Here is a 25,121-nt window from a genome sequence, read left to right as displayed (position 1 = left end):
ACACGCAAGAGGGGCGGCCCCGCGGGGCCGCCCCTCCTCGTCGTGCCCGCAGGCGGCGTCAGCTGCTGACGCGCTTGGTGGTAACGAAGCCGACGACCCCGGAGAGGGCCAGGAAGAGGAACGACTTGAAGTCGAAGTCGTGCTTGTAGAACTTCCAGACGTCGCTGGTGTGGTCGGTCAGGATCTTGAACCAGGACATGTCGCCCAGGTCGTGGGCCGAGAGCACGTGCGAGATGATCATCGAGTAGCCGACGAACTCGCCGAGGAAGACGCCGAGCACCGACAGCAGGCCGGCGACGACCGGGAGCGCGGGGTTGCGGCCGCCGAGCTTGCCGACCACCAGGCCGACCAGCAGGCCGACCGCCAGGGCGATGTAGCTGATCTCGGTGTAGCTGCCGTCGTCCTTGGACATCGCCCGCATGAGGCCCGCGTACGCCAAGGCGGCGACGAGCATGACGGCGACGCCGGCGAGGATCGCGACGCCCGGGTTCTTCTGCTCCGGCGCCATGCCGACCGGGGCGGGCGGGGCGTAGGCCCCGGCGTTGAAACCGCCGGGCGCCGGCGCGCCGGGCTGACCGCCGGCGTACGGAGACGCGCCGTAGGGCGACTGCGGCTGGCCGGGCTGCGGCGGGCCGTACGGATTCTGGCCGCCGGGCTGCTGCGGCGGCGGGTAGTTGGCGCTCATGAGCTCTTCCCCCGGGGGACGGATGTGCTGCGGGTGTCGTGGTGCGGACGCGGTGTGGGCTTGATGCGCACATGCCCGCGCACGAGTGGTGACGAGGAAATCTAGCAGGGAGGAGTGACAATCGGACAAGGCGATTCGTCCGGTCGTTACATGACCCGTACGTATGGCCCGACCTGGACAGTTGTCCAGGAGTGTCCCGAACCGGGATCCGGGAGCGTCGGGACGCCCCCGGGACGCGGCGGCGACGGATTCGGGACGTCGGCGCAGGTGTGGGCCGTGTGTGGGGTTGGTGCCAGTACACACAAGGGAGTTGACGCGGCCTCAGAGCCGGGCGGCGGCGCCGGCCGGGGTGGCTCCCCGGGTGTCGAGCAGCAGCTGGGCCTTGACGGCGAGCCCTTGCAGGTCGTACGTGCGGTGGTGCTGGAGCAGCAGGGTGAGGTCGGCCTCGGCGGCGGCCTCCCACAGCGAATCCGTTCGCGGGACGGGGCGGTCCATGACGCGCCACTGGGGTACGTACGGATCGTGGTAGCAGAGCTGGGCGCCGAGTTCGAGCAGCCGGGTGGCGATCTCGCGGGCGGGCGCGCCCTGCTGGTCGGCGAGGTCCGCCTTGTACGTGACGCCGAGCAGCAGGACGCGGGCGCCGCGCAGCGACTTGCCGTGCTCGTTGAGCAGGGCGGCGGCGCGCTGCACGACGTAGCGCGGCATGCGGGCGTTGACCTCGGCGGCGAGTTCGACCATCCGCAAGGGGTGTCCGGGCAGCCGTGGGTGGGCAGGCGGGGTGAAGTGAGGAGCGGCGTTGGGGTCCAGCGGGTGGGCGGGGCCGCCGACGCCGGGGCCGGGGCGGAAGGCCTGGAAGCCGAAGGGCTTGGTCTCGGCGCAGCGGATGACGTCCCACAGGTCGACGCCGAGGTCGTGGCAGAAGACCGCCATCTCGTTGGCGAAGGCGATGTTGACGTGCCGGTAGTTGGTCTCCAGCAGCTTGACCGTCTCGGCCTCGCGGATGCCGCGGGCGCGCACCACGCGCTCGGTGAGCCGGCCGTAGAAGGCGGCGGCGGCCTCGGTGCAGGCCGGGGTGGCGCCGCCGACGACCTTGGGGGTGGTGGCGAAGTGGACGGCGCGGTTGCCCGGGTCGAGGCGGCCGGGGGAGTAGGCGAGGTGGAAGTCGCGTCCGGCGCGCAGGCCGTGCGCTTCGAGCAGCGGGCGCAGGAAGCCGTCGGTGGTGCCGGGGTAGACGGGCGATTCGAGGACGACGGTGGTGTGCGGCCGCAGGTGCGGGGCGAGCGCGCGGGCGGCGGCGGCGACCGCGGACAGGTCCAGCGCGTGGTCCTCGCCGGGCGGGGCGGGCGCGCAGATCACCGCGGTGCGCACCCGGCCGAGCACCGCGGGGTCGGAGGTCGCGCGGAAGCCGGAGGAGAGCATGCGGCGCAGGTCGGCGGCGGCCAGCGAGCCGGGCGGCACCCGGCCGGCGGCGATGTCCGCGACCGTCGCGGGGTCCGGGTCGTAGCCGATGACGCCGATGCCGGCGGCGGTCGCCGCCTGGGCGAGCGGCAGCCCGGTGCGGCCGAGTCCGAGCACGGCGAGGTCTGCGGGCATGGGTGTCCTCCCTGGCGACCACCGCGAACCACCTCGAATGGGCTCACGTGTGGCGCCAAATCAGGCTAACCAGACAAATGACTGATATGAACACTCGCCGCGCCGGTCGGCGCGAGGACACGCCCAGCCTCAGCCGTACGGGCTGCCCTGGCAGCGCCCTGCGCGGCCGGTCACTATCGAAGGGGACGGGCCCGCCCGCCGGAGCCCGCACCACGATCCGCACGACCCGCAGGCCCGACGACCGCCGGAAGGCACGGAGGCACGGATGCGTACGACAACACTCGGACCCGACCAGCGGGCCGCCGCCATCGCCCGGATGGCGGAGCAGGAGCTGGACATCCTGGTGGTGGGCGGCGGCGTCGTCGGCGCCGGGACCGCGCTGGACGCCGTGACCCGCGGATTGTCGACCGGCCTGGTCGAGGCCCGCGACTGGGCCGCGGGCACCTCCAGCCGCTCCAGCAAGCTCATCCACGGCGGGCTGCGCTACCTGGAGATGCTGGACTTCGCGCTGGTCCGCGAGGCCCTCAAGGAGCGCGGGCTGCTGCTGGAGCGCCTCGCCCCGCACCTGGTCCGCCCGGTGCCCTTCCTCTACCCGCTCCAGCACAAGGGCTGGGAGCGGCTCTACGCGGGCACCGGCGTGGCCCTCTACGACGCCATGTCGGTCTCCTCCGGCCACGGCCGCGGGCTGCCCGTGCACCGCCATCTGAGCCGCCGCCATGCGCTGCGGGTCGCCCCCGCGCTGCGCAAGGACGCGCTGGTCGGCGCGCTCCAGTACTACGACGCGCAGGTCGACGACGCCCGCTTCGTCGCGACCCTGGCGCGTACCGCCGCCTCCTACGGCGCGCACGTCGCCAACGGGGTGCGGGTGACCGGCTTCCTCCGGGAGGGGGAACGCGTTGTCGGTGCCCGGGTGCACGATGGTGAGGCGGGCGGCGAGTACGAGATCCGCGCGCGGCAGGTCGTCAACGCGACCGGGGTGTGGACGGACGACACCCAGGCGCTGATCGGGGAGCGGGGGCAGTTCCATGTACGGGCGTCGAAGGGCATCCACCTGGTGGTGCCCAAGGACCGGATCCACTCGAATACCGGGCTGATCCTGCGGACCGAGAAGTCCGTGCTGTTCGTCATCCCGTGGGGGCGGCACTGGATCGTCGGCACCACCGACACCGACTGGGACCTCGACAAGGCCCACCCGGCGGCCTCCAGCGCCGACATCGACTACGTGCTGGACCACGTCAACTCCGTGCTGGCCACCCCGCTGACGCGGGACGACGTGCAGGGCGTCTACGCGGGCCTGCGGCCGCTGCTGGCGGGCGAGTCGGACGCGACCAGCAAGCTGTCGCGCGAGCACACCGTCGCCCACCCGGTGCCCGGCCTGGTGGTGGTCGCGGGCGGCAAGTACACGACCTACCGGGTCATGGCCAAGGACGCCGTGGACGAGGCGGTGCACGGCCTGGACCACCGGGTCGCGCCGTGTTGCACCGAGGAGATCCCGCTCGCCGGGGCCGAGGGCTACCAGGCGCAGTGGAACGCCCGGGCCAGGACGGCGGCCCGCACCGGGGTGCACGTCGCGCGCATCGAGCATCTGCTGGGCCGCTACGGCGGCCTGACCGAGGAACTGCTGGAGCTGATCGCCGCCGACCCCTCGCTCGCGGCCCCGCTCGGCGGCGCCGACGACTACCTGCGCGCCGAGGTCGTCTACGCGGCCTCGGCCGAAGGCGCCCGGCACCTGGACGACGTGCTGGCCCGCAGGACACGTATCTCGATCGAGACCTTCGACCGCGGCACCCGCTGCGCGCGCGAGGCGGCCGAGCTGATGGCACCCGTCCTGGGCTGGGACGCCGCGCAGATCGACAAGGAGGTGGCGTACTACGAGAAGCGCGTCGAGGCGGAGCGCGAATCGCAGCGCCAGCCCGACGACTTGACCGCGGATGCCGCGCGGCTGGGGGCGCCGGATATCGTGCCACTCTAGATGCGAGGCGTCTGGGCGCGGCAAATCCGCGTAAACGGGGGACGGTGGAGGGGCGCGAGATGGTGGGACCGGCGGACCAGGGGCGGTTGGTCGCGGGCCGCTACCGGCTGCTCGAACGCATCGGCCGCGGCGGCATGGGCACGGTCTGGCGGGCGCAGGACGAGCTGCTGGACCGTCAGGTCGCCGTCAAGAAGCTGCATCCGCCGCAGCCGGACATGGACGACGACGAGCTGGCGACGCTCTTCGAGCGCACCCGGCGGGAGGCCCGCGCCGCCGCCCGCATCAGCCACCCCAACGTCATCGTCGTGCACGACGTGGTCGACGACGCGGGGCTGCCGTCGATCGTCATGGAGTACGTCCCCTCCGTGACCCTCGGCGACCTGGTCAAGCAGCACGGCCCGCTGGCCCCCGGCGAGGCCGCCCGGATCGGCCGCGGGATGGTCGCCGCGCTCATCGCCGCCCACCAGGCCGGAGTGCTGCACCGTGACGTCAAACCCGGCAACGTGCTGCTCGGCCACCCGGCCGGCGGCCCGGGCCGCGCCCACGGCGAGGACACCGGCTCCAGCACCGGCACCACCGGTATCGGCACCACCTCCGGCACCGGCACCGGGCGTGTGCCGCTCGGCAGCCGCATCGTGCTCACCGACTTCGGCATCGCCCAGTCCTCCGGCACCTCCACCCTCACCCGCACCGGCGAGATCATCGGCTCCATCGACTTCCTGTCGCCCGAGCGGCTGCGCGGCGCCCCGCCCGGCCCCGAGGCCGACCTGTGGGCGCTCGGCGCCACGCTCTACCAGGCCGTCGACGGCCGCTCGCCCTTCCGCCGCCCCACCCCGATCGAGACCGCCTACGCCATCGCCGAGGAGACGATAGAGCCGCCGCCCGCCGCGGGCGCGCTCACCGAGGTGATCGCCGGGCTGCTGGCCAAGGAGCCCGCCGAGCGGCTGTCCGCCGCGGACGCCGAGCGGATGCTCCGGATACCCGCCGCCGAGCCGGACACCGCGTACGTCGCGCGCACCGGTCTGACGCGGACCCTGCCGCCGCCTCCCACCGGGTCCGTACAGCAGGTCACGACGGGCGGCCCGCAGCCCGGGCCGCGCCCGGACGCCGGGGCCGAGCCGCCCGCGTACACCGGCAGCGCGCCCCCGCCGCACACCCCGCCGCGCGGGGCGCACCACGGGCCGCAGCACGGGTCGCCCCCCGGCCCGCGGCGCCGCCGCGGGCGTTGGATCGGCGCCGCCGTCGCGGTCGCCGTCGTGGCCGCGGGTGTGGCGGTGGCCGTCGACCGGGCCCACCGCTCCGACGCCGCGAGCCCCGACCCGACCGCGAGCCCGACCGCCACCGGCACCGCGGCCCCCACGAGCGACGCCCCCACGCAGGACCCGACGACGCAGCCGGCGCCCACCACCGAGGCCCCCACGTACGAGCCGCCGCCCGTCCCCGACGGCTACCACCTGGCGGAGCAGGCCGACCGCGGCTACAAGGTCCCGGTGCCGAACGGCTGGCACAAGAAGGTCTACGACGGCGGCGACCAGGTCAGCTACATAGACCCGACCGACACCGTCGCCCTCAAGATCAGCGCCCTGGACTTCGCGGGCCTCGACCCGTACCAGCACTGGATCGACCTGGAGCCGCAGACCAAGGGCCAGGTCAAGGACTACCACCGCGAGCGGATGGAGCGGACGAAGACGGCGGACGGCCAGGAGGCCGCGCTGTGGCAGTTCACCTTCCAGGGCACCACCAAGCCCTTCCGCGCCCTGGACCTCGGCTTCGGCAAGCCGGGCGGCCGGGAGTACGCGGTGTACCTGTCGGCGCCGAAGGACCAGTGGGCCCACTACAGGCCGGTGTTCGAAACCGCCGTCGCGGGCTTCCGGGAGACCGGCTGACCGGATCGGACCGCCGTTCGCCGAACCACCGGGGCCGTTCCTGCGTATTGGCCTGCGAGTGCCCGCTTCGGGGATGATGGGGATTCACCCGTACGACCACAGAGGGAAGCCATGAGCGAGGTCGAAGGTACCGACGGACGTCTGCTCGCCGACCGGTACCGGCTCGACGGCGTGCTCGGCAAGGGCGGCATGGGCACGGTCTGGCGCGCGACCGACGAGACCCTGGGCCGTACCGTCGCCGTCAAGGAACTGCGCTTCCCCGGAAACGTCGACGAGGAGGAGAAGCGCCGCCTCGTCACCCGCACCCTGCGCGAGGCCAAGGCGACCGCGCGGATCCGCGGCACCGGCGCGATCACCGTCTACGACGTCGTCAAGGAGGACGACCGGCCGTGGATCGTGATGGAGCTCATCGAGGGCCGCTCGCTGTCGGACCGGATCCGCGACGACGGCCCGCTCACCCCGCGCCGCGCCGCCGAGGTCGGCCTCGTCGTCCTGGACGTGCTGTCCGCCGCGCACCGCGAGGGCATCCTGCACCGCGACGTCAAACCCTCCAACGTCCTCATCTCCGACGACGCGCGCGTCGTCCTCAGCGACTTCGGCATCGCCCAGATCGACGGCGACCCGTCCGTCACCTCCACCGGCATGCTCGTCGGCGCCCCCTCGTACATCTCGCCCGAACGCGCCCGCGGCCAGAAGCCCGGCCCGCCCGCCGACCTGTGGTCGCTCGGCGCGCTGCTCTTCGCCGCCGTCGAGGGACACCCGCCGTACGACAAGGGGTCGGCCATCGCGACCCTCACCGCGGTGATGACCGAGCCGATCGGCCCGATGCCCAACGCCGGCCCGCTCGCCCGCGTCATCTCCGGGCTGCTCACCAAGGACCCCGACAAGCGGCTCGACGAGCACGCGGCCCGCGCGCTGCTCCAGGAGGTCGTGAACGCGCCGGAGCCGCCCGCGGGCGCCCCGCGTATATCGGGCGGAGAGACCCGCACGAGCGTCCTGCCGACCCTTCCCGAGGAGCCCGCGGCCCCCGCGGACGAGCCTGCCGTCCCGGCCTCGGCCTCCGCCGCCGCGCCCGACCTCGACCGGGCCCGTGAGGCGCTCGCCGCCGTCCGCCGGGCCGCCACCAAGCCCAAGTCCAAGCCCGCCGCCGCGCACCCCGCGTCCCCGCCCGGCGCCCCCGCAGGCGCCGCCCCGCGCCCCGCGCGCGCCCCGCTCACCGACGTCGTGCCGCGCCGCACGCTCTTCATCGTGGTCGTCGCCGTCCTCGCGGTGATCGCCGCGATCATCGGCGTCCTGGTCGCCAACACCGGCGGCGGCAGCGGCGACAAGAACGGCGGTACGACGAAGAACGGCACCACCGCGGGCAGCACCGCCGGTTCGGGCACCCAGCAGGGCACCGGCGGCAAGGACACGGCGCAGACGTCCGCCCCCGCCACGCCGCCCGGCGACGACCGGGGCGACGACCACGGCGGCGGCAAGGGGAAGGGCAAGGGCAAGGCCGGTGACGACGAAGCGGCGCCCGCCCCCGGCGCCGCCCCGGAGGGCTTCCAGCTCGTCACCGCCAACGGCGGCGCGGCCGTCGCCCTCCCGAAGGGCTGGAAGCGCCTGCCGGACCGGGCCAGTTACCGCACCGGCACGTACTACAGCGGCCCGAACGGCGCGCGCCTGATGGTCGACTACACGAACTCGCCCAAGCCCAGCGCCCTCGCCGAATGGCAGAAGAGTGCCGCCCACAACTCCATCACCGGCTACCAGCAGATCGCGGTCAAGAGCGTCCCGTATCGCACGTACGACGCGGCGGACTGGGAGTACAAGCGCACCTCCGAGGGTAAGCAAGTGCACGTCCTGAACCGCGGGTTCGTGGTGGACAAGCAGCACGGCTACGCGCTGCTCTTCACGACCCCCGTGGACGGCTGGAACAGCCCGGAGAACCGGCAGATGCGCGACGTCGCCTTCGCCACGTTCAAACCGGCCGGATGAGCGCGGGACAGCACGTATGGTAAGGGTGCACGAACCGTACGCAGCCGGATGAGGCCCGGACGCGACCGGTTCGGGGCGCGGAAGGACCGCAGTCGACCGGGCCAGGGAGGGGGCGCCGTGGACGAATACGCAGGGCGGGTGCTCGCCGACCGCTACCGGCTTCCCCGGCCACCGGCGGACGAGTTCGAACTCGTCGAGACGCGCGCCTTCGACACCTACAGCGGCCAGGAGGTCCTGGTCCGCCAGGTGCTGCTGCCCGAAGTCGTCGGCGACGACTCCGACGACGGCTCATTCGGCGGCTACGGCTTCGGCGAAGGGGGCGGCGCGCTCGGCGAGAGCGCCCGGCGCGCCCTGGAGGCCGCCCGCACCGCCGCCGCGATCCCCGACCACCCGCGCCTGGTGCAGGTCTTCGACATCTTCGTCGAGGGCGGCAGCCTCTGGATCGCGAGCGAACTGGTGTCCGGTCGGCCGCTCGCCGCGTTACTCGCCGAACGCCCCGTCGATGCCTACCGCGCCGCCGAGATCGCCTCCGACGTCCTCACCGCGCTGCGCGCGCTGCACGCCGACGGCTGGACGCACCGCAACGTCACCGCCAGCACGGTGCTGGTGTGCGACGACGGCCGCGCCATGCTCGGCGGCCTCGCCGCCGGTGCCGCCCAGGAGGCGCTGTGCGGCTACGACACGCTGCCCGAGGGCGACTCCGAACCCGTCCCCGCCATGACCGGGCCCGCGGAGGGCTCCGGGTCCGGCGAGCCCGCCGCCACGGCCGCCGCAGCCGACGCCGCACCTGACGCCGCCGCCTGGCACGGGCCGCGCTCCGCGCTGGAGGCCGAACGGGCACGGCAGAACCGCATCACCGTCGTCGGCGCCGTCACCGAGCGCTGGGCGCCCGAACAGGCCCACCCCGTGCACGAGAAGTGGCAGCTCTCGCCGCCCGTCGGCCCGCCCGCTGACCTGTGGGCGCTCGGCGCGCTCCTCTTCCGCTCCGTCCAGGGCCACCCGCCCTACCCGGAGGAAAACGCGGCCGAGCTCGTCCAGATGGTCTGCTCCGAGCCGCCCGCCTTCGCCGAGGAGTGCGGGGCGCTGCGCCCGCTCGTCGAGTCGCTGCTCCGGCCCGACCCCGAGGAGCGCCCCGAGGCCGAGGAACTGGGCGGCTGGCTGCGCTCCCTCATCCGCTCCGCCCCCGAGCCCGACCTCGGCGAGCACACCGTCTTCGTCCCGGCCGACCCCGCGAAACTGCCCGTCAAACGCCGCAAGGGCGAGCTGGTGCGGCGCCGCCGCCGCGAATCCGCCGACCCCGGCGGGCTCCAGCACCGCCGCCACGCGCGCGGCAAGCAGGCGAAGGCCGTGCGGCCGGCGCGCCCGCCCCGCCGCGAGCGCGCGCCGCGCCAGGAGCAGGAGCACTTCCTGCACGAGCAGGTCGTCTCCTCCCGCCGCCCCGCCCAGGACGGCGCCTCCTCGCCGCGCCGCCTCGGCCTGCGGCTGCTGGTCGTCCTGCTGGCGCTGCTCGTCGTGGCCGCCGTCGCGGTCGTGCTGCTGATGCCGCACCGCGACACGTCCTCCGACGGCTCGAACGGCGACCGTACGGTGCCGGCGCAGATGCCGGGCTCCGGCTCGGGGGGCTCGGACGGCAAGAAGCAGAAGCCCTCCGCGTCCTCGTCGCACTCCGCCCCTTCGGCTCCCTCCGTCACCTCCGCTCCCGCGGCCCCGACGACCCCCGCGGCCCCGCCGCCCGCCGCGCCCCCCGACCTCGGCCCCGACTTCGCCCTGCGCGCCGACCCCGCGGGCTTCACCGTCGCCGTCCACACGGGCTGGCAGCGCGCCGGCAAGAACGGCAAGGACCAGGTCCGGTACACCGGCAGCGACCTCACGATGACCGTCGTCCCCGGCCGGGACAAGGCGACCGGCGACGCGCAGGATCCGCTGGCCTACCAGCTCGTCGAGCCCGAACTCGCGGACTTCCGCGCGTCTTCGTGGTCCTCCGCGTCGGGCCTTCAGACGGTGACCGTTCACGGTCACACCGCCGCTGAGGGCGAGTACACCTGGCGGGACGCGAACCAGCAATCCGTCTACGCCCGGAATCTGGCGATCCAGATCGCCGGGCGCTACCACGTGATCCTGGTCTACGGACCCGACGCGCAGCGTGCCGCCGTTCAGCGTGCCTTCGACAAGGTCGTCGAAACCTACACTGCGGGCTAGCGCCCCGCCGGGTGCCCATGTTCTGGGGCGGGCCGCCCCGGGGTGCCTGGTGCGGTTCGCTGCGTGGCCTTGCCGCCGGTGGGGGCCGGTCGCGCCGTTCTCCCCCAGAGCTTCGTCTGGGGGTGCCCCCACGCGCCCCTGGTGTTGCCCGGCGGGGCATCGCGCGCTCCGTGCGGGGGTGGGTCGGGGGCCACTCCGGGGGTACCTCCTCGGAATGCGCGTTCGCCCTCTTCCGTATTCGGTGAGGGGCGGGGAAGCGCATTCCTGCGGGGGCACCCCCGGATCGTCCCCCTCCTGCGTTTCGTCGGCGTCGTTCCGTCCGGTGGGGGTGATGTCCAGAGGACTGCGGTTCGCCCCCGATGGCGGGTCACCCCCTCGGGTGGACAGAAGCTGTCGCTTCCACCTGCGCCAGCCCTCGCCGCTGGGTGACTGTCGGGTATGGCGGGTCAGCCCCCGATGGCGGGTCACCCACCTCGGGTGGACAGAAGCTGTCGCTTCCACCTGCACGGGTGGTGGGGGTGGGAAACACCCGCGCCGCCAGGCGCGGGTATCCCCGCCGGGGGAAAGGCGGCGGCTCGGGGCTCGGGACCCGATAGGGTCCGGGGGGTTGGGGACGGGGCAGCGCCCGGAGGGGGCATGGGAACGGACCGGGTTGTCGCGGGGCGGTATCGGTTGGGGTCGCGGCTGGGCCGCGGCGGCATGGGCACGGTCTGGGCCGCCACAGACGAACTGCTCCACCGCGAGGTCGCCGTCAAGGAACTGCACCTCGCGGACGGCGAGCAATCGCTGGAGCGCGCCCTGCGTGAGGCCCGAGGCCTCGCCCGTATACGGCATCCGAACGTCGTCGTCGTCCATGACGTCGTGGAGGAGGACGGCCGCCCCTGGATCGTGATGGAGCTGGTCGACGGCCGCTCCCTCGCGGAGGTCCTGCGCGAGGACGGCCCGCTCCCGCCGCGCGAGGCGGCGCGGGTGGGCGCGGCGGTCGCGGGCGCCCTGCTCGCCGCCCACCAGCACGGCATCCAGCACCGCGACGTGAAGCCGGCGAACGTGCTGCTCGACCGTACGACGGGCCGGGTGGTGCTCACGGACTTCGGCATCGCGCGGGTGCCGGGCAGCACCACGGTGAGCGAGACGGGCGCCTTCGTGGGCTCGCCCGAGTACACCGCGCCCGAGCGGATGGAGGGCAAGGCGGCGGGGCCGGAGTCGGACCTGTGGTCGCTGGGGGCGCTGCTGTGCGCGGCGGTCGACGGCCATTCGCCGTTCCGGGGCGAGTCGATAGGCGAGATCGTGCACGCCGTGGCGTTCGCGGACATCCGCCCGCCGGAGGCGGTGGGCCCGCTGCTGCCGGTCGTACAAGGGCTGCTGGAGCGCGACCCGGCGCGCCGGATGGCGGCCGCGGACGTGCAGACGGTGCTGGTCGCGTACGCGGAGACGGGAGCCGAGCCTCCGACGCCGCCTACCGTGCCGGCGGTTCCGAAGGCACGGGCGGACGGCGGCGAGCGCCCGCCGCGCAGGGCCGGGCGCCGTCGCCGGCTGCTGGCGGGGCTCGGGGCGACGGTGCTGATCGCCGCGGTGGCGGGCGGCACCGCGGCGCTCGTCGTCCTGCGGGGGAGCGGCAGCGAGGACCGCGGTCACGCCACCACCGCACCCCCGACCAGCACCGCACCCCCGACCACCACGGCACTCCCGACTACTACCGCACCCCCGACCACCACGGCATCGCCGTCCCCCACCGTGCCGGCCCCCTCCGCTCTTCCGGCGGGCTTCCGCACGGTCACCGACGAGCACGGCTGGTCCGTCGCGCTCCCGGACGGGTGGGTCCGCCAGGAGGTCCCGCCGCGGGTTTACTACTGGTCCGCGGACCACGCCTTCCGCTTCGGTGAGCGCGTGCAGCCGCCGGGCAAGGGCACGGCGTACGACGTGATGCACGGTCAGGACGTCGCGGCGCGCGGGGCGAAGGGCCCGTACCGGGGCTACCGGGACGGTGTGGTGACGCGCACCACGCAGAACGGGGAGGAGGCCGCGCTGTGGGAGTTCACCTACGACGGCTTCGCCGACGGCGGCGGCCCGCGGCGCACCTTCGACCTGTGCTGGGTGCAGGGCGGGGTGATGTACGACATCTGGCTCTCCGGCCCGCTGGACCGGACCGAGAAGACCAGGTCCGACTTCGACACCGCCCGCCTGACGTTCACGCCGTGACGGGGGCGCCGCGGCGCAGTGCGGCGATGCCCTCGTCGAGCGCGGCCTCCAGGTGCGCGAGGCTGCCGGTCGACATGAGCAGCAGCACCCCGCCCTGGATCGCGGCGAGCAGCGCGGCGGCGGCGCGTTGCGGGTCGAGGTCGGGCGCGGTGCGGCCGGCTGCCCGCATGTGGGCGACGCCGACGGCGAGCGCGGACTGCCAGTGCTCCATCAGCTCGGCGACGACCGCCCGGGTCGCGGGCGTGGAGCGGCCCGCCTGGGAGACGGCGATGCTCAGCGGGCAGTCCTGACCCTGCGCCCGGTAGTGGCCGACGACCTTCTCCCGCCAGGCCTGCCACCCCTCCCAGGAGGTGAGCGTGCCCAGCTCCGGCTGCTGGTCGGCGAGCACGCGGTCGGCCTCGTACCGCGCGACGGCGAGGAACAGCTCCTCCTTGCCGCCGGGGAAGTAGTGAAAGAGCTGGCTCTTGCTGGTGGAGGTGGCGGCGAGCACGTCGTCCAGCGTCACCGAGAAGACGCCCTGCCGGCGGATCTCGGCGGAGGCGCCCTCCAGGATGCGGTCGCGGGTCGCCGCACCTCTGGTGGTCAGTTTCACGTGGGCCTCCTAAGGGATCAGCAGCAGCTTGCCGGTGGTGCGGCGCGACTCCAGGGCGGCGTGCGCGGCCGCGGCCTCGGCGAGCGCGTACCGCCCGCCGACACGCACCCCGATCTTCCCCGCCGCGAGCATCGCGAAGACCTCCGCGCTGCGCCGCCGCAGCGTCCCGGGGGCGCGGACATGGTCCCGCACCACGGGGTAGCTGAGCAGGATGCTGCTGGGCAGGTCCGTCACGGTGAAGGACGGTACGCCCATGAAGGGCCCGTAGTAGGCGTGCACGCCGTGCGGGCGCAGGGCGAGCTGGGAGGAGCGGAAGGTCGCGGTGCCGGCCCCGTCGTAGACGACGTGGGCGCCCTCGCCGCCGGTCAGCTCCCTGACCTGGTCCTCGAAGCCGCCGCCGGACCGGACCAGGACGTGGTCGGCGCCGGCCTCCTGCGCGACGGGGGCCTTGTCCTCGCGGGAGACCACGCCGATGACGGTGCCGCCGCGGGCCTTGACCATCTGGGTGAGCAGCCGCCCGACGCCGCCGGCCGCCGCGTGCACGACGGCGGTGTCGCCGGGGCGCACGGCGTAGGTCTCGGTCGTGAAGTGGCTGGCGGTCAGGCCCTGCATCATGACGGCGGCGGCGGTCTCGTCGTCGATGCCGTCCGGCACCCGGACGAGGGACGTGACGGGGATCGCGGCGAGTTCGGCGTAGCTGCCGGGGTGGTAGTACCAGGCGACGCGGTCGCCGACCGCGAGGCCCTCGGGCCCGTCGGCGCCGGCGGCGTCCTCGCCGAGCGCGACGACCTCGCCCGCGCCCTCGACGCCGAGCAGGAAGGGCGGCGCCCAGCCGGGCCCGCCGACCTGCCGGGCGCCGACGTCCATGTAGTTGACGCCCGCCACGGCGATCCTGACCAGGGCCTCGCCGGGGCCGGGGACGGGCTCGGGGACGTCGACGACGTCCATGACCTCGGGGCCGCCGTGCCGTTCGACGCGGATCGCGCGCATGGGCTGTTCCTTTCCGGAGGGCCCCGGGGGGAGTGCCGGGGTCCGCTGAGGGGACGTCCCCGACGGTAGGAAGCGAAAAATGGACCGGCAAGTCCAGTTCTGTCCGGGCCACGCGATGGGCGGCCGAGCTGCCGCCAAAGGTGTTACCGCCGGTAGAAAGTGGCTACTCATGGGTAGCCACACCGGGCCCCGCGTCGTAACCTCACCGGCATGACGGAAAAGCCGCAGCCGACCCCGAGCACCGCGGACGCCCCCGCGGCCCCCACCGCCGACCAGCCCGCCGGAGCCGCGACCGCGACCGCCGAAGCCCCCGGCGGCGGCAACCCGGTGCTGCCCGGCGGCACCCGCGGCCCCGCGGACGTCGTCACGCCCGACCTCGTCGCCCGGCTCACCCGCGGCCTGCCCGGCACCGGGCGCACCGCGAGCCACACCCCGCTCACCGGCGAGGAACTGGCCTCCCTCCCCGAGGCCACGCCCGACGACGTCGCCGAGGCATTCCGCCGGGCGCGCGCGGCCCAGCCGCAGTGGGCGGCCCTTCCGGCGAAGCGGCGGGCCGCCGTCCTGCTGCGCTTCCACGACCTCGTCCTCGCCCGGCAGGCCGAGGTGCTGGACCTCATCCAGGTCGAGACCGGCAAGGCCCGGCTGCACGCCCACGAGGAGGTGCAGGTCGTCGCGATGGCGGCGCGGCACTACGGGCTCAAGGCCCCCTCCTACCTCGCCGCCAGGCGGCACCAGGGCGCGATCCCGGCGCTGACCCGCACGGTCGAGCTGCGCCAGCCGCGCGGGGTCGTCGGGCAGATCTCGCCCTGGAACTACCCGCTGGAGCTGTCGGTCGGCGACGCGCTGCCCGCCCTCGTCGCGGGCAACGCGCTCGTGACCAAGCCGGACACCGAGACCGCGCTGACCGCCCTGTGGGCGCGCGAGCAGCTGATCGAGGCGGGCCTGCCCGAGGGCGTGTGGCAGATCGTGATCGGGGAGGGCCCGGTCGTCGGGCCGGCCGTCGTCGACCACGCCGACTACGTGTCCTTCACCGGCTCCACCCGCACCGGCCGCGAGGTCGCCCAGCGCGCCGCCGCCCGGCTCGTCGGCGCGAGCCTCGAACTCGGCGGCAAGAACGCCCTGCTGGTACTGCGCGACGCCGACCTCGACAAGGCCGCCGAGGGCGCGGTGCGCGCGTGCTTCGCCTCCGCGGGCCAGCTGTGCATCTCCATCGAGCGGCTGTACGTGGACGCGTCGGTCGCCGACGCCTTCCTGGAGCGCTTCGCCGCCCGCACGAAGGCCCTCAAGCTGGGCACCGCGCTCGCGTACGGCGCGGGCATGGGCTCGCTCGTCGGCCCGGCCCAACTCGACGTCGTCACCCGGCACGTGGAGGAGGCCCGGGAGAAGGGCGCCCGCGTCCTCGCCGGCGGCCGCGCCCGGCCGGACGTCGGCCCGTACGTCTACGAGCCGACGATCCTGGACGGCGTCGAGCCGCCGATGGCGGTCTGCACCGAGGAGACCTTCGGGCCGGTCGTCTCCGTCTACCGCTTCCGCGACGAGGACGAGGCGGTCGAGCGCGCCAACGCCACGTCCTACGGCCTCAATTCGAGCGTCTGGACGAAGGACGTGCGGCGCGGCGCCCGGATCGCCGCGCGGCTGCGCTCCGGCACGGTCAACGTCAACGAGGCCTACGCCGCCGCGTACGGCAGCGTGCGCGCCCCGATGGGCGGAATGAAGGACTCCGGGCTGGGCCGCCGGCACGGCTCGGAGGGGATCCTCAAATACACCGAGGCGCAGACCGTCGCCACCCAGCGGCTGCTGCCGCTCGGTCCCTCCCTCGGCATGGACGACGAGAAGTACGCGGCTTTCCTGAGCCGTTCGCTGCGGCTGATGAAGACGCTCCGGATGCGCTGAGGAGGCGCTTGTGACAGCGGAAGGCGAGCCCCGCGGCTACCGCGTGGCGGACGACGGCTTCGACTACGACGTCGTCGTGATCGGCTCCGGCTTCGGCGGTTCCGTCGCCGCGCTGCGGCTGACGGAGAAGGGCTACACGGTCGGCGTGCTGGAGGCCGGCCGCCGCTTCGCACGCGGCGAACTGCCCAGGAACTCCTGGGACCTTCGCAACTACCTGTGGGCGCCCGCGCTCGGCCTCTACGGCATCCAGCGCATCCACGTCCTCGGCAACGTCCTGGTCCTCGCGGGCGCGGGCGTCGGCGGCGGCTCGCTCAACTACGCCAACACCCTCTACGTGCCGCCCGCCGCCTTCTTCCAGGACCGCCAGTGGGGCCACATCACCGACTGGCAGCGGGAGTTGAAGCCGTACTACGACCAGGCCACCCGCATGCTCGGGGTGCGGCTCAACCCCACCATGACGCCCTCCGACGAGCATCTGAAGGCCGCGGCCCAGGAGATGGGCGTCGGCGACACCTTCCACCTCGCCCCGGTCGGCGTCTTCTTCGGCGACGGCGACGACGCCGACGGCACCGCCAAGGCCGCCCCCGGCGAGGAGGTGCCCGACCCGTACTTCGGCGGCGCGGGGCCCGCCCGGCGTGCCTGCACCGAGTGCGGGGAGTGCATGACCGGCTGCCGTCACGGTGCGAAGAACACCCTCAACGAGAACTACCTGCACCTGGCCGAGCGCGCCGGCGCCACCGTCCACCCCATGACCACCGTCGTGGGCCTCACCGAGGAGGCGAGCGGGGGCTACCGGGTCACGACCGTGCCGACCGACCGCCGCCGCAAGGGTGCCCGTACGACCCTGCGCGCGCGCCAGGTCGTCGTCGCCGCGGGCACGTACGGGACGCAGACGCTGCTGCACACCATGCGCGACACGGGCAGGCTGCCCGCCCTGTCACCGCGGCTCGGTGAGCTGACCCGCACCAACTCCGAGGCCCTGGTGGGGGCGCAGACCTCGCCGCGCCGCTACCGGAAGAAGAAGCCCGGCCAGGCACCGGACTTCACCCGCGGGGTGGCGATCACCTCGTCCGTCCACCCCAATGACCACACCCACATCGAGCCGGTCCGCTACGGCCGCGGCTCCAACTCGATGGGCTCCTTCTCGATCCTCGCCGCGCCCCACCGCGGGAAGCTGCCGCGGTGGGCGGAGTTCGCCGGCGCCTACCTGCGGCACCCGCTGCTCGCGGTGCTGTCGCTGTCCAACCGGCGCTGGTCGGAGCGCACCATCATCGGCCTGGTCATGCAGACCAGCGACAACTCCCTTGCCACCTACCGCAAGCGGCGCGGCCCCGGCAAGGGCCTGCTGACCGCCCGGCAGGGCCACGGCGAGCCCAACCCCGTGCACATCCCCGAGGGCGCGCGGGCCGCGCAGCTCATCGCCGAGCAGATCAACGGCTTCGCGGGCAGCAACATCGGCGAGGCCGTCAACCGCCCGATGACCGCGCACTTCCTCGGCGGCTGCCCGATCGGCGAGGACGCCGAGCACGGCGTCATCGACCCCTACCACCGGCTCTACGGGCACCCGGGCATCCATGTCGTGGACGGCGCCGCGGTGTCGGCGAACCTCGGCGTCAACCCGTCGCTGACCATCACCGCGCAGGCCGAGCGCGCGATGTCGCTGTGGCCCAACAAGGGCGAGCAGGACCCGCGTCCGGCGCAGGGCGAGCCCTACCGCGAGATCCCGGCCGTGCCGCCGGCCGCCCCCGCGGTGCCGGACGACGCCTTCGGCGCGCTGCGGCTGCCGCTGCTGCCCGTCCCGGTGGTGCCGCCGGCGCGCGGTAAGGACACGGGAGACACGGCCCCGGGGGACGAGGGGGCTCCCGGAGCCGCCGCGGAGGACGCGGAGGGCTCCTCTTCCCGGTGAAGAGCACCGAACACGCCTGTACGCACGGTAATGTGTGCGTTACGGTGCTCTCGGTGCATTTGCGGCGGTGAACGGCGGTGAACGGCAGTGGACACCGCAAACCGATGCCGCAGCCGATGCCGTGATGTGTCGCAGAGCGGCCGGTCCCGGGCGTCCCCGGAGCCGACCGCCTCTTTGGAGTCGTGACCGGGCTGCTGTCCCCTGCCGTCCGGTCACTTGCCGCCGGTGCGAGGTCCCACGGCGGCGCATCCCTGCGCCGCCTCATCGCACCGGCCACACCCCGCCCAGCTGCGTCTGGGCGGTGTCCACTTCCACGCGTGGTGTTGGTGACCGCCCCTGGCTGGCACGGACACCACCTCCAACGAAGGGGCCGCGGGGCGGTCACGTGCCGTTCGGGTGATGCCCCCCGAAAGGGTCGCGGCGCCCGCCGCGTTGTCCCGGCGCGCCCGGCCGGCTCACACCGTGCCGCGGCACAGCTCCAGCAGCGTCATCGCGACCGAGGTGCCGGGGCGGCCGAGCGCGTCGCCGTACGTGCGCAGGATCTCCATCTCGCGCGCCAGGTGCACGCGCCGCCCCCCGGAACCGATGCGCGCCTGCTGGACGGCGCGCGACGCCGCCATACGCTCCTCGACCAGGGCGATGATGCGCGCGTCCAGGTCGTCGATACGCGCCCGGTTCGCCGCGATCACCTCGTCCGGGGTGGCCGCGTCCTCGTGCTGCGGTGCGGAGTGCTGCGGTGCCGGGCGCTGGGGTACGGAGTGCTGCGGTGCGGGGTGCTGCGGTGCGGATGCGGTCATGGTCTGCTCCTCGGGTCCGGTGCGGTCTGGGTGGACCTCCGGGTGCCGCGGTGGCCGTGCGGCCCGGGAACGACAGACGCCCCGGGCGGTGAGCCCGGGGCGCCTGGAGAGTCGCGGTGTCAGCGGCACACGCGACGCGGCCATGGCAGCCGGCCGGGCCGGTTGCCATAGGTAAACGCGAAGGTGTGCGCGGTCATGGGGGTGAGTGTAGCGGCGGTAGAATCGGAGATCGACCCCCCTTCGCAGACCGCCGGAAGGCAGCACGTGGCACCAGCGACCCCCGCGAACCCCGAGACGCCCAGGACCGACGAACTGACGCCCGAGAACGACACGGTCCTCGTCGTCGACTTCGGGGCGCAGTACGCCCAGCTCATCGCCCGCCGGGTGCGCGAGGCCAGGGTCTACAGCGAGATCGTCCCGTCGACCATGCCGGTCGAGGAGATGCTCGCCAAGAACCCCAAGGCCGTCATACTCTCCGGCGGCCCCTCGTCCGTCTACGAGCCCGGCGCCCCGACGCTGGACCGCGCGCTCTTCGAGGCCGGCGTCCCCGTCTTCGGCATGTGCTACGGCTTCCAGATCATGGCCACCACGCTGGGCGGCACGGTCGACAACACCGGGGCGCGCGAGTACGGACGCACCGCGCTGAGCGTGTCGCGGCCCGGCTCGACGCTCTTCGAGGGCACCCCGGCCGAGCAGTCGGTGTGGATGTCGCACGGCGACGCGTGCTCGGCCGCGCCCGAGGGCTTCACCGTCACCGCGTCCACCGACCTCGTGCCCGTCGCGGCGTTCGAGAACGACGAGAAGCGGCTCTACGGCGTCCAGTACCACCCCGAGGTGCTGCACACCACGCACGGCCAGCAGATCCTGGAGCACTTCCTCTACCGCGGCGCGGGCCTGGCCCCGACGTGGACGGCCGAGAACGTCGTCGAGGAGCAGGTCGCCGCGATCCGCGCGCAGGTCGGCAGCAGCCGCGCCATCTGCGGCCTGTCCGGCGGCGTGGACTCCGCGGTCGCCGCGGCCCTCGTCCAGCGCGCCATCGGCAGCCAGCTGACCTGCGTCTACGTCGACCACGGCCTCATGCGCAAGGGCGAGACGGAGCAGGTCGAGAAGGACTTCGTCGCGGCGACCGGCGTGCAGCTGAAGGTCGTCGACGCCTCCGAGCGCTTCCTGAACGCGCTCGCCGGGGTGTCCGACCCCGAGCAGAAGCGCAAGATCATCGGCCGCGAGTTCATCCGGGTCTTCGAGCAGGCGCAGGCCGAGATCGTCGCCGAGGCGCCCGACGACCACCCGGTGGAGTTCCTGGTCCAGGGCACCCTCTACCCCGACATCGTCGAGTCCGGCGGCGGCACGGGCACCGCCAACATCAAGTCGCACCACAACGTCGGCGGCCTCCCCGAGGATCTGGAGTTCCGGCTCGTCGAGCCGCTGCGGCAGCTCTTCAAGGACGAGGTCCGGATGGTCGGCCAGGAGCTGGGCCTGCCCGAGGAGATCGTCCAGCGCCAGCCCTTCCCCGGCCCCGGCCTGGGTATCCGCATCGTCGGCGAGGTCACCCGGGACCGCCTGGAGCTGCTCCGGGAGGCCGACGCGATCGCCCGCGAGGAGCTGACCGCGGCGGGCCTGGACCGCGAGATCTGGCAGTGCCCCGTCGTCCTCCTCGCCGACGTCCGCTCCGTCGGCGTCCAGGGCGACGGCCGCACCTACGGCCACCCGATCGTGCTGCGCCCGGTCTCCTCCGAGGACGCGATGACCGCGGACTGGTCGCGCCTGCCGTACGACGTCCTGTCCCGTATCTCCACCCGCATCACCAACGAGGTCCGGGACGTCAACCGCGTCGTCCTCGACATCACGAGCAAGCCCCCGGGCACCATCGAGTGGGAGTGATCCCCCGCCCGTGAAGATCCCGGCAGCCGCGCCGACCCGCGCGGCTGCCGGGATCTTTTTACGGGTGTGACGAGACGCGGTGCTGGTGCGGTGAGACACAGCGGGCCGGTGTACGTATGACTGTCTGACGCAGACAGGGCGGAAGAAACGCTTCCGCGGTGCGGGGTACGTGGTGTGCGGCGGGAGAGGCGGAAGACCATGCGGGAGACGGTTGACAAGTGGCGGGCGGTCGCCGGGCGGTACGCGCTGCTGCCGCTGCGGGTGTTCCTCGGGGTGACGTTCGTGTACGCCGGGCTGGACAAGCTGACCAGCGACAGCTTCTTCACCGACAGCGCCAACGGGTCGCTGCTGCAGATCCTGCACTCCTCGCACGACACCGCCGCGATCCCCGCCATGGTCGACCTCGCGCTCAAGGCGCCGCACGGTTTCGGGTACGCCATCGCGCTGGGGGAGATCGCGGTCGGGCTCGGGACGCTCGCCGGGCTGTTCGGGCGGGTCGCCGCCGCGGGCGGGGCGCTGATCTCGCTGAGCCTGTGGCTCACCGTGAGCTGGCCCACCACGCCGTACTACTACGGCAACGACCTCGCGTACCTCATGGCCTGGCTGCCGCTGGTGCTCGCCGGGGCGCCCGTGCTGTCGGCCGACCGGCTGCTCGCCGTACGCCGGGGGCGGGCGGCGGACGCGCCGGGCGCCTCCGGGGTCACGCGCGTGACCGGCGCCGACGGGCCCGTACGGTCCGCACCGCCTGCGTGAGGACGCCGGTGGCGGCGGCCAGCGCCAGGCCGCCGCCCGCCAGCCAGGAGGCGGTGCGCCACTCCAGGTGCCACACGCCGCCCGCGTCCAGCAGGAAGAAGACCGCGAGGGTGCAGAGCACCAGGCCCGTCACCAGGGCCGCGGGTTCGAACCGGTGCCGTCTCACCTGACCACCTTCAGCTGTCCCACGCCCACCTCGACGTGGAGATCGACCGTTCCGTGCGACGGGCGGCCCGCCGCGGGGGGCAGCGTCACCGTGCCGTGCTTGCCGGACTGGATGCGCACCCCGTCGTTGACCTTGTCCGGCACGACCAGCTCGGCCAGGCCCAGGTCGTAGTCGAGCACCACCGTCGCGTCCTTCGGCAGGCGCACCTCCGCCTGGCCCGCACCCACCTTGACGTGCGCGCCGACCGTGGTGCCCGCGGGCAGCTCCAGGCCCGACAGGTCGAGCAGGCCGCGGCCGGTGCCGCGCTCGTACAGCGGCCGTACGTGGGCGGCGTCCGCCGGGCGCCAGGTCGTCGTGCCGACGCCGGGGCCGCCTGCGGTGGGCAGCGCCGTCACGCCGACGAGCGCGCCCAGCGTCAGCACCGACCAGAAGACCGTGCCGCCCCGGGCCCTCCCGGCGAAGGAGGCCACGACGAACGCCGTGCCCAGCACCGCGAGCGCCGACGCGAGGCCGATCTCCGCGCTGACCGCCGCGGGCTGGTAGGGCCACGACACGCCCGTGCCGACGCCGAGCGCGGTCACCGCCAGCAGGAAGACCGCGAGCGAGAAGGGCCACGACCGGTGGGCCGACCGCACCGCCCTCTTGCGGTCCCGCCACGCCGCGCGGTCCTCGGCGCCGTACGGCCCGTCGTCCGGGCCCCACAGATACCGCGGCTGCTCCTTCGTCAGCGGGTCCCGCCACCACGAGGGCCGGCCCGGCTCGGGCGGCGGCGCCACCGCCGGCGGCGCGTCCACCACCGCGGCCGCGGCCGCCGGGGACACCGGCGGGGCGGGGGACTGGCGGCGCTGCGACCAGTACACCGCGCCCGCGGTCGCGAAGAGCAGCACGAGTGAGAAGGCCTGGTTGGTGGCATTGCCGAGCATCGAGGCGTAGAGGCCGCAGCCGACGAGCGTCATGAGCACGGCGGTGAGCGGCGCCCCCTCGATCCGCCCCGACATCAGCCGGTGCGCCTCGCTCTGCTCCTCGTCCTCCTGCGGGATGACGAGCCAGCCCATCCCGTACACGATCAGGCCTATGCCGCCGGTGAGGGCGAGCACGGCGAGGACGATCCGGAAGATCACCGGATCGAGCCCGAAGTACCGCCCGGCCCCGTCGCACACCCCCGCGACGACCCGCCGCTCCCGGCTCCGGGTGATCCGCGGGCGAGCGGCACGGTCGGCGTCCGCCGGGCCGTCCGGGGCGGGGCCGGCGCCCGCGGGGCGCGCTTCCTCCGGTGCCGGGGCGCGGGTTGCTCCGGCGCGCGGCTCGTCGCCCCGCGAGGGGGAGCGCGGGGGCTCGTCGGTCGGCTCGTCCGTCATAGCCACCATGGTGGCCGCTCGCGGCGCGCCCCGGCACCCGCCCCGACCCTGGTAGGACCCTGATCCGACCCTGGGGCCTTCCCCGGGGCGCCCCCGGTGGGCCCCGGCGACCCTTGGGGGGTCACCCCTGATGCCCCGCGGGGGCCGGACGTGTGACGATCGGGGGTATGTCAGCGAGCAGCGCCCCGGCCGGGGCGCACACCGGACCGCCGGGCGGCGCGGCGCGCAGCACGGGCGCCGGGGCCGCGGGGGCGGGGACGAGCGGGGGCGCCGCGGGTAAGGGGCCCGGCGCCCGCGCCGGAGCGGGCGGCGGCCCCTCGGGCGCGTCCTTCCTCAACCCGCCCGACCCCGCGGCCGCCACGCGCCGCCTCTACCGCAGCTCCGAGGGCCGCTGGGTCGGCGGCGTCGCGCGCGGCCTGGCCGGGCACCTCGGGCTGCCGGTCCTGTGGGTCCGCGTGCTCTTCCTGACGCTCGCCTCCTTCAACGGCATCGGCGTGCTGCTCTACGCCGTGTTCTGGTTCTTCGTCCCGCTCGGTGTCGGCGGCGTCGCGGAGGCCAAGGAGCCGCGCGACGCCCGTTCCTGGCTCGCCGGGCGCCGCCCCGACAAGGGCCAGGTCATCGCGCTCATCGCGCTCGCGGTCGGCACGGTGGTCCTGATCGACAACCTCAACCTCGGCGTCGCCAACCGCGCGGTGTGGCCGCTGCTGGTCATCGGCCTGGGCGCCGCGCTGGTGTGGCGGCAGGCGGACAACGCGCGCAAGGCCCGCTGGGTCGAGATGAGCCAGGGCAAGCGCTTCTGGCCGTTGGTGCGGGCCGCGGGCGGCATCGCCCTGGTCGTCGCGGGCGTGACCGGCTTCATCGTGGTGCGCGGCTCCGGCAGCCACCTCGGCGCGATCCTTCAGGCCGCGATCGCCGTGCTGGTCGGCGTCGCGCTGATCGCGGGCCCGTACCTGGTGCGGATGACGCAGGACCTGTCGGCGGAGCGGCTGGCCCGTATCCGCGCGCAGGAGCGCGCCGAGGTCGCCGCGCACGTCCACGACTCGGTGCTGCACACGCTGACGCTGATCCAGCGCAACGCGGACGACCCGCGCGAGGTCTCCCGGCTGGCCCGCGCGCAGGAGCGCGAGCTGCGGGCGTGGCTCTACCGTCCCGAGGGCACCGGCCGCGACGACGAGCCGACGACGCTCGCCGACGCCGTACGCGCCGCCGCGGCCGAGGTCGAGGACGCGCACGGGGTGCCGGTCGAGGTGGTGTGCGTCGGCGACTGCCCGCTCGACGAGCGCCTCGTGGCGACGATGCAGGCCGCGCGTGAGGCCATGGTCAACGCCGCCAAGTACGGTGGCGGCGGGGCGGTGCAGGTCTACGCCGAGGTCGAGGACGGCAAGGTCTTCGTGTCGGTGCGCGACCACGGGCCCGGCTTCGACATCGACGCGGTGCCGGAGGACCGCATGGGCGTCAGGGAATCGATCATCGGCCGGATGCGGCGCAACGGCGGCGAGGCGCGGCTGCGCCCCGCGCCGGGCGGCGGCACGGAAGTCGAACTGGAGATGGAGAGGGCCACGACATGACGGACACCGAGGGCGGCGGGAGCCGCCGCGTACGGGTGGTACTGGTGGACGACCACCGGATGTTCCGCACCGGCGTGCAGGCGGAGATCGGCGCGACCGACGAGACGGGCGTGGAGGTCGTCGGCGAGGCGGCCGACGTCGACCAGGCGGTCACCGTCGTCACCGCGACCCGCCCGGAGGTCGTCCTGCTCGACGTCCACCTCCCCGGCGGCGGCGGCGTCGAGGTCCTGCGCCGCTGCGCGACCCTCGCCGCGGACCCCGACCAGCCGGTGCGCTTCCTCGCGCTGTCCGTCTCCGACGCGGCCGAGGACGTCATCGGCGTCATCCGCGGTGGCGCCCGCGGCTACGTCACCAAGACCATCACCGGCCCCGACCTGGTCGACTCCATCTTCCGCGTGCGCGACGGGGACGCGGTCTTCTCCCCCCGCCTCGCCGGCTTCGTGCTCGACGCCTTCGCCTCCACCGACGCCCCGCCCGTCGACGAGGACCTCGACCGCCTCACCCAGCGCGAACGCGAGGTCCTGCGCCTCATCGCCCGCGGCTACGCGTACAAGGAGATCGCGAAGCAGCTCTTCATCTCGGTGAAGACCGTCGAATCCCATGTCTCCGCGGTCCTCCGCAAGCTCCAGCTCTCCAACCGCCACGAACTCACCCGCTGGGCGACGGCCCGCCGGCTGGTGTGAAGGCCCCGCGTAATCCGCGT

At 74.2% G+C, this 25,121-nt stretch carries 18 protein-coding genes; 11 read left to right on the top strand and 7 right to left on the bottom strand.

Annotated elements, in window-relative coordinates; all coding sequences use genetic code 11:
- Window positions 1-58: 58 nt before the first annotated feature.
- The gene (locus tag IH54_RS0113745) at window positions 59-685 is read right to left on the bottom strand and encodes a DUF1427 family protein (RefSeq protein ID WP_031516439.1); all 627 of its coding nucleotides are present in this window, start codon (window positions 683-685) and stop codon (window positions 59-61) included.
- Between the two features lie 321 nt (window positions 686-1,006).
- Entirely contained in the window at window positions 1,007-2,278 is a 1,272-nt protein-coding gene (locus IH54_RS0113740; protein ID WP_031516437.1) for a nucleotide sugar dehydrogenase, read from the bottom strand.
- 265 nt (window positions 2,279-2,543) lie between these two features.
- On the opposite strand from IH54_RS0113740, the gene IH54_RS0113735 reads away from it, so the two are divergent.
- The 5 genes from IH54_RS0113735 to IH54_RS0113715 all read left to right on the top strand — a co-directional run bounded on the left by IH54_RS0113735 (window position 2,544) and on the right by IH54_RS0113715 (window position 12,514).
- Window positions 2,544-4,250, top strand: a complete 1,707-nt coding sequence (locus IH54_RS0113735; protein ID WP_031516435.1) for a glycerol-3-phosphate dehydrogenase/oxidase — start codon at window positions 2,544-2,546, stop codon at window positions 4,248-4,250.
- 59 nt (window positions 4,251-4,309) lie between these two features.
- Window positions 4,310-6,136 (top strand): serine/threonine-protein kinase, encoded by a 1,827-nt coding sequence (locus IH54_RS39675; protein WP_043180747.1) that lies wholly within the window; start codon window positions 4,310-4,312, stop codon window positions 6,134-6,136.
- Window positions 6,137-6,247: 111 nt separating this feature from the next.
- Window positions 6,248-8,116 carry a serine/threonine-protein kinase gene (locus IH54_RS0113725; protein ID WP_031516432.1) on the top strand — a complete coding sequence of 623 codons (1,869 nt, stop codon included), beginning with the start codon at window positions 6,248-6,250 and terminating at the stop codon, window positions 8,114-8,116.
- A gap of 117 nt (window positions 8,117-8,233) precedes the next feature.
- Entirely contained in the window at window positions 8,234-10,315 is a 2,082-nt protein-coding gene (locus IH54_RS0113720; protein WP_031516430.1) for a protein kinase, read from the top strand.
- Between the two features lie 636 nt (window positions 10,316-10,951).
- Window positions 10,952-12,514, top strand: a complete 1,563-nt coding sequence (locus IH54_RS0113715; protein WP_031516428.1) for a serine/threonine-protein kinase — start codon at window positions 10,952-10,954, stop codon at window positions 12,512-12,514.
- Here the strand turns inward: IH54_RS0113715 and IH54_RS0113710 are convergent.
- Entirely contained in the window at window positions 12,504-13,106 is a 603-nt protein-coding gene (locus tag IH54_RS0113710) for a TetR/AcrR family transcriptional regulator (RefSeq protein ID WP_031516425.1), read from the bottom strand. The genes IH54_RS0113715 and IH54_RS0113710 overlap by 11 nt on opposite strands.
- A 9-nt stretch (window positions 13,107-13,115) precedes the next feature.
- Complete coding sequence (locus IH54_RS0113705) at window positions 13,116-14,096, bottom strand: quinone oxidoreductase family protein (protein WP_031516423.1); 981 nt, start codon at window positions 14,094-14,096, stop codon at window positions 13,116-13,118.
- 210 nt (window positions 14,097-14,306) lie between these two features.
- Between IH54_RS0113705 and IH54_RS0113700 the strand changes: the two genes are divergently transcribed.
- Together IH54_RS0113700 and IH54_RS0113695 are read left to right on the top strand one after the other, a co-directional pair.
- Window positions 14,307-15,989, top strand: coding sequence for a succinic semialdehyde dehydrogenase (locus tag IH54_RS0113700; RefSeq protein ID WP_031516421.1), 1,683 nt, complete (start codon window positions 14,307-14,309; stop codon window positions 15,987-15,989).
- Between the two features lie 10 nt (window positions 15,990-15,999).
- Window positions 16,000-17,895: a GMC oxidoreductase gene (locus IH54_RS0113695; protein ID WP_052397401.1), complete on the top strand. Its 1,896-nt coding sequence runs from the start codon at window positions 16,000-16,002 to the stop codon at window positions 17,893-17,895.
- Window positions 17,896-18,350: 455 nt separating this feature from the next.
- Here IH54_RS0113695 and IH54_RS0113690 read toward each other — a convergent pair whose 3' ends face one another.
- Window positions 18,351-18,692, bottom strand: a complete 342-nt coding sequence (locus IH54_RS0113690; protein WP_078862180.1) for a chorismate mutase — start codon at window positions 18,690-18,692, stop codon at window positions 18,351-18,353.
- A 264-nt stretch (window positions 18,693-18,956) separates the two neighbouring features.
- Between IH54_RS0113690 and guaA the strand changes: the two genes are divergently transcribed.
- Window positions 18,957-20,573, top strand: a complete 1,617-nt coding sequence (gene guaA / locus IH54_RS0113685) for a glutamine-hydrolyzing GMP synthase (protein WP_420711745.1) — start codon at window positions 18,957-18,959, stop codon at window positions 20,571-20,573.
- A 198-nt stretch (window positions 20,574-20,771) separates the two neighbouring features.
- Entirely contained in the window at window positions 20,772-21,326 is a 555-nt protein-coding gene (locus IH54_RS0113680) for a DoxX family protein (protein WP_078862179.1), read from the top strand.
- Here the strand turns inward: IH54_RS0113680 and IH54_RS0113675 are convergent.
- Window positions 21,274-21,492, bottom strand: coding sequence for a hypothetical protein (locus IH54_RS0113675; protein ID WP_031516410.1), 219 nt, complete (start codon window positions 21,490-21,492; stop codon window positions 21,274-21,276). The two genes, IH54_RS0113680 and IH54_RS0113675, sit on opposite strands and share 53 nt — an antisense overlap.
- Window positions 21,489-22,850, bottom strand: coding sequence for a PspC domain-containing protein (locus IH54_RS0113670; protein WP_052397400.1), 1,362 nt, complete (start codon window positions 22,848-22,850; stop codon window positions 21,489-21,491). The genes IH54_RS0113675 and IH54_RS0113670 overlap by 4 nt, the downstream gene beginning before the upstream one ends.
- A gap of 167 nt (window positions 22,851-23,017) precedes the next feature.
- Here IH54_RS0113670 and IH54_RS0113665 point away from each other — a divergent pair, with 167 nt between their 5' ends.
- Together IH54_RS0113665 and IH54_RS0113660 are read left to right on the top strand one after the other, a co-directional pair.
- Complete coding sequence (locus tag IH54_RS0113665) at window positions 23,018-24,418, top strand: ATP-binding protein (protein WP_078862177.1); 1,401 nt, start codon at window positions 23,018-23,020, stop codon at window positions 24,416-24,418.
- Window positions 24,415-25,101 carry a LuxR C-terminal-related transcriptional regulator gene (locus tag IH54_RS0113660; RefSeq protein WP_031516404.1) on the top strand — a complete coding sequence of 229 codons (687 nt, stop codon included), beginning with the start codon at window positions 24,415-24,417 and terminating at the stop codon, window positions 25,099-25,101. The genes IH54_RS0113665 and IH54_RS0113660 overlap by 4 nt, the downstream gene beginning before the upstream one ends.
- The last annotated feature ends 20 nt before the right edge of the window (window positions 25,102-25,121 follow it).

Origin of the sequence: Streptomyces sp. NRRL F-5123 (assembly GCF_000721495.1) — a bacterium.
Lineage (GTDB): Bacteria > Actinomycetota > Actinomycetes > Streptomycetales > Streptomycetaceae > Actinacidiphila.
This window is presented reverse-complemented; position numbering and strand designations above follow the sequence as displayed.

What these genes read in the sequence shown, in the direction of transcription:
- IH54_RS0113745 (WP_031516439.1), bottom strand. Translation starts at nt 685, where the DNA reads ATGAGCGCCAACTACCCGCCGCCGCAGCAGCCCGGCGGCCAGAATCCG.
- IH54_RS0113740 (WP_031516437.1), bottom strand. Translation starts at nt 2,278, where the DNA reads ATGCCCGCAGACCTCGCCGTGCTCGGACTCGGCCGCACCGGGCTGCCG.
- IH54_RS0113735 (WP_031516435.1), top strand. Translation starts at nt 2,544, where the DNA reads ATGCGTACGACAACACTCGGACCCGACCAGCGGGCCGCCGCCATCGCC.
- IH54_RS39675 (WP_043180747.1), top strand. Translation starts at nt 4,310, where the DNA reads ATGGTGGGACCGGCGGACCAGGGGCGGTTGGTCGCGGGCCGCTACCGG.
- IH54_RS0113725 (WP_031516432.1), top strand. Translation starts at nt 6,248, where the DNA reads ATGAGCGAGGTCGAAGGTACCGACGGACGTCTGCTCGCCGACCGGTAC.
- IH54_RS0113715 (WP_031516428.1), top strand. Translation starts at nt 10,952, where the DNA reads ATGGGAACGGACCGGGTTGTCGCGGGGCGGTATCGGTTGGGGTCGCGG.
- IH54_RS0113705 (WP_031516423.1), bottom strand. Translation starts at nt 14,096, where the DNA reads ATGCGCGCGATCCGCGTCGAACGGCACGGCGGCCCCGAGGTCATGGAC.
- IH54_RS0113700 (WP_031516421.1), top strand. Translation starts at nt 14,307, where the DNA reads ATGACGGAAAAGCCGCAGCCGACCCCGAGCACCGCGGACGCCCCCGCG.
- IH54_RS0113690 (WP_078862180.1), bottom strand. Translation starts at nt 18,692, where the DNA reads ATGACCGCATCCGCACCGCAGCACCCCGCACCGCAGCACTCCGTACCC.
- IH54_RS0113680 (WP_078862179.1), top strand. Translation starts at nt 20,772, where the DNA reads ATGCGGGAGACGGTTGACAAGTGGCGGGCGGTCGCCGGGCGGTACGCG.
- IH54_RS0113670 (WP_052397400.1), bottom strand. Translation starts at nt 22,850, where the DNA reads ATGACGGACGAGCCGACCGACGAGCCCCCGCGCTCCCCCTCGCGGGGC.
- IH54_RS0113665 (WP_078862177.1), top strand. Translation starts at nt 23,018, where the DNA reads ATGTCAGCGAGCAGCGCCCCGGCCGGGGCGCACACCGGACCGCCGGGC.
- IH54_RS0113660 (WP_031516404.1), top strand. Translation starts at nt 24,415, where the DNA reads ATGACGGACACCGAGGGCGGCGGGAGCCGCCGCGTACGGGTGGTACTG.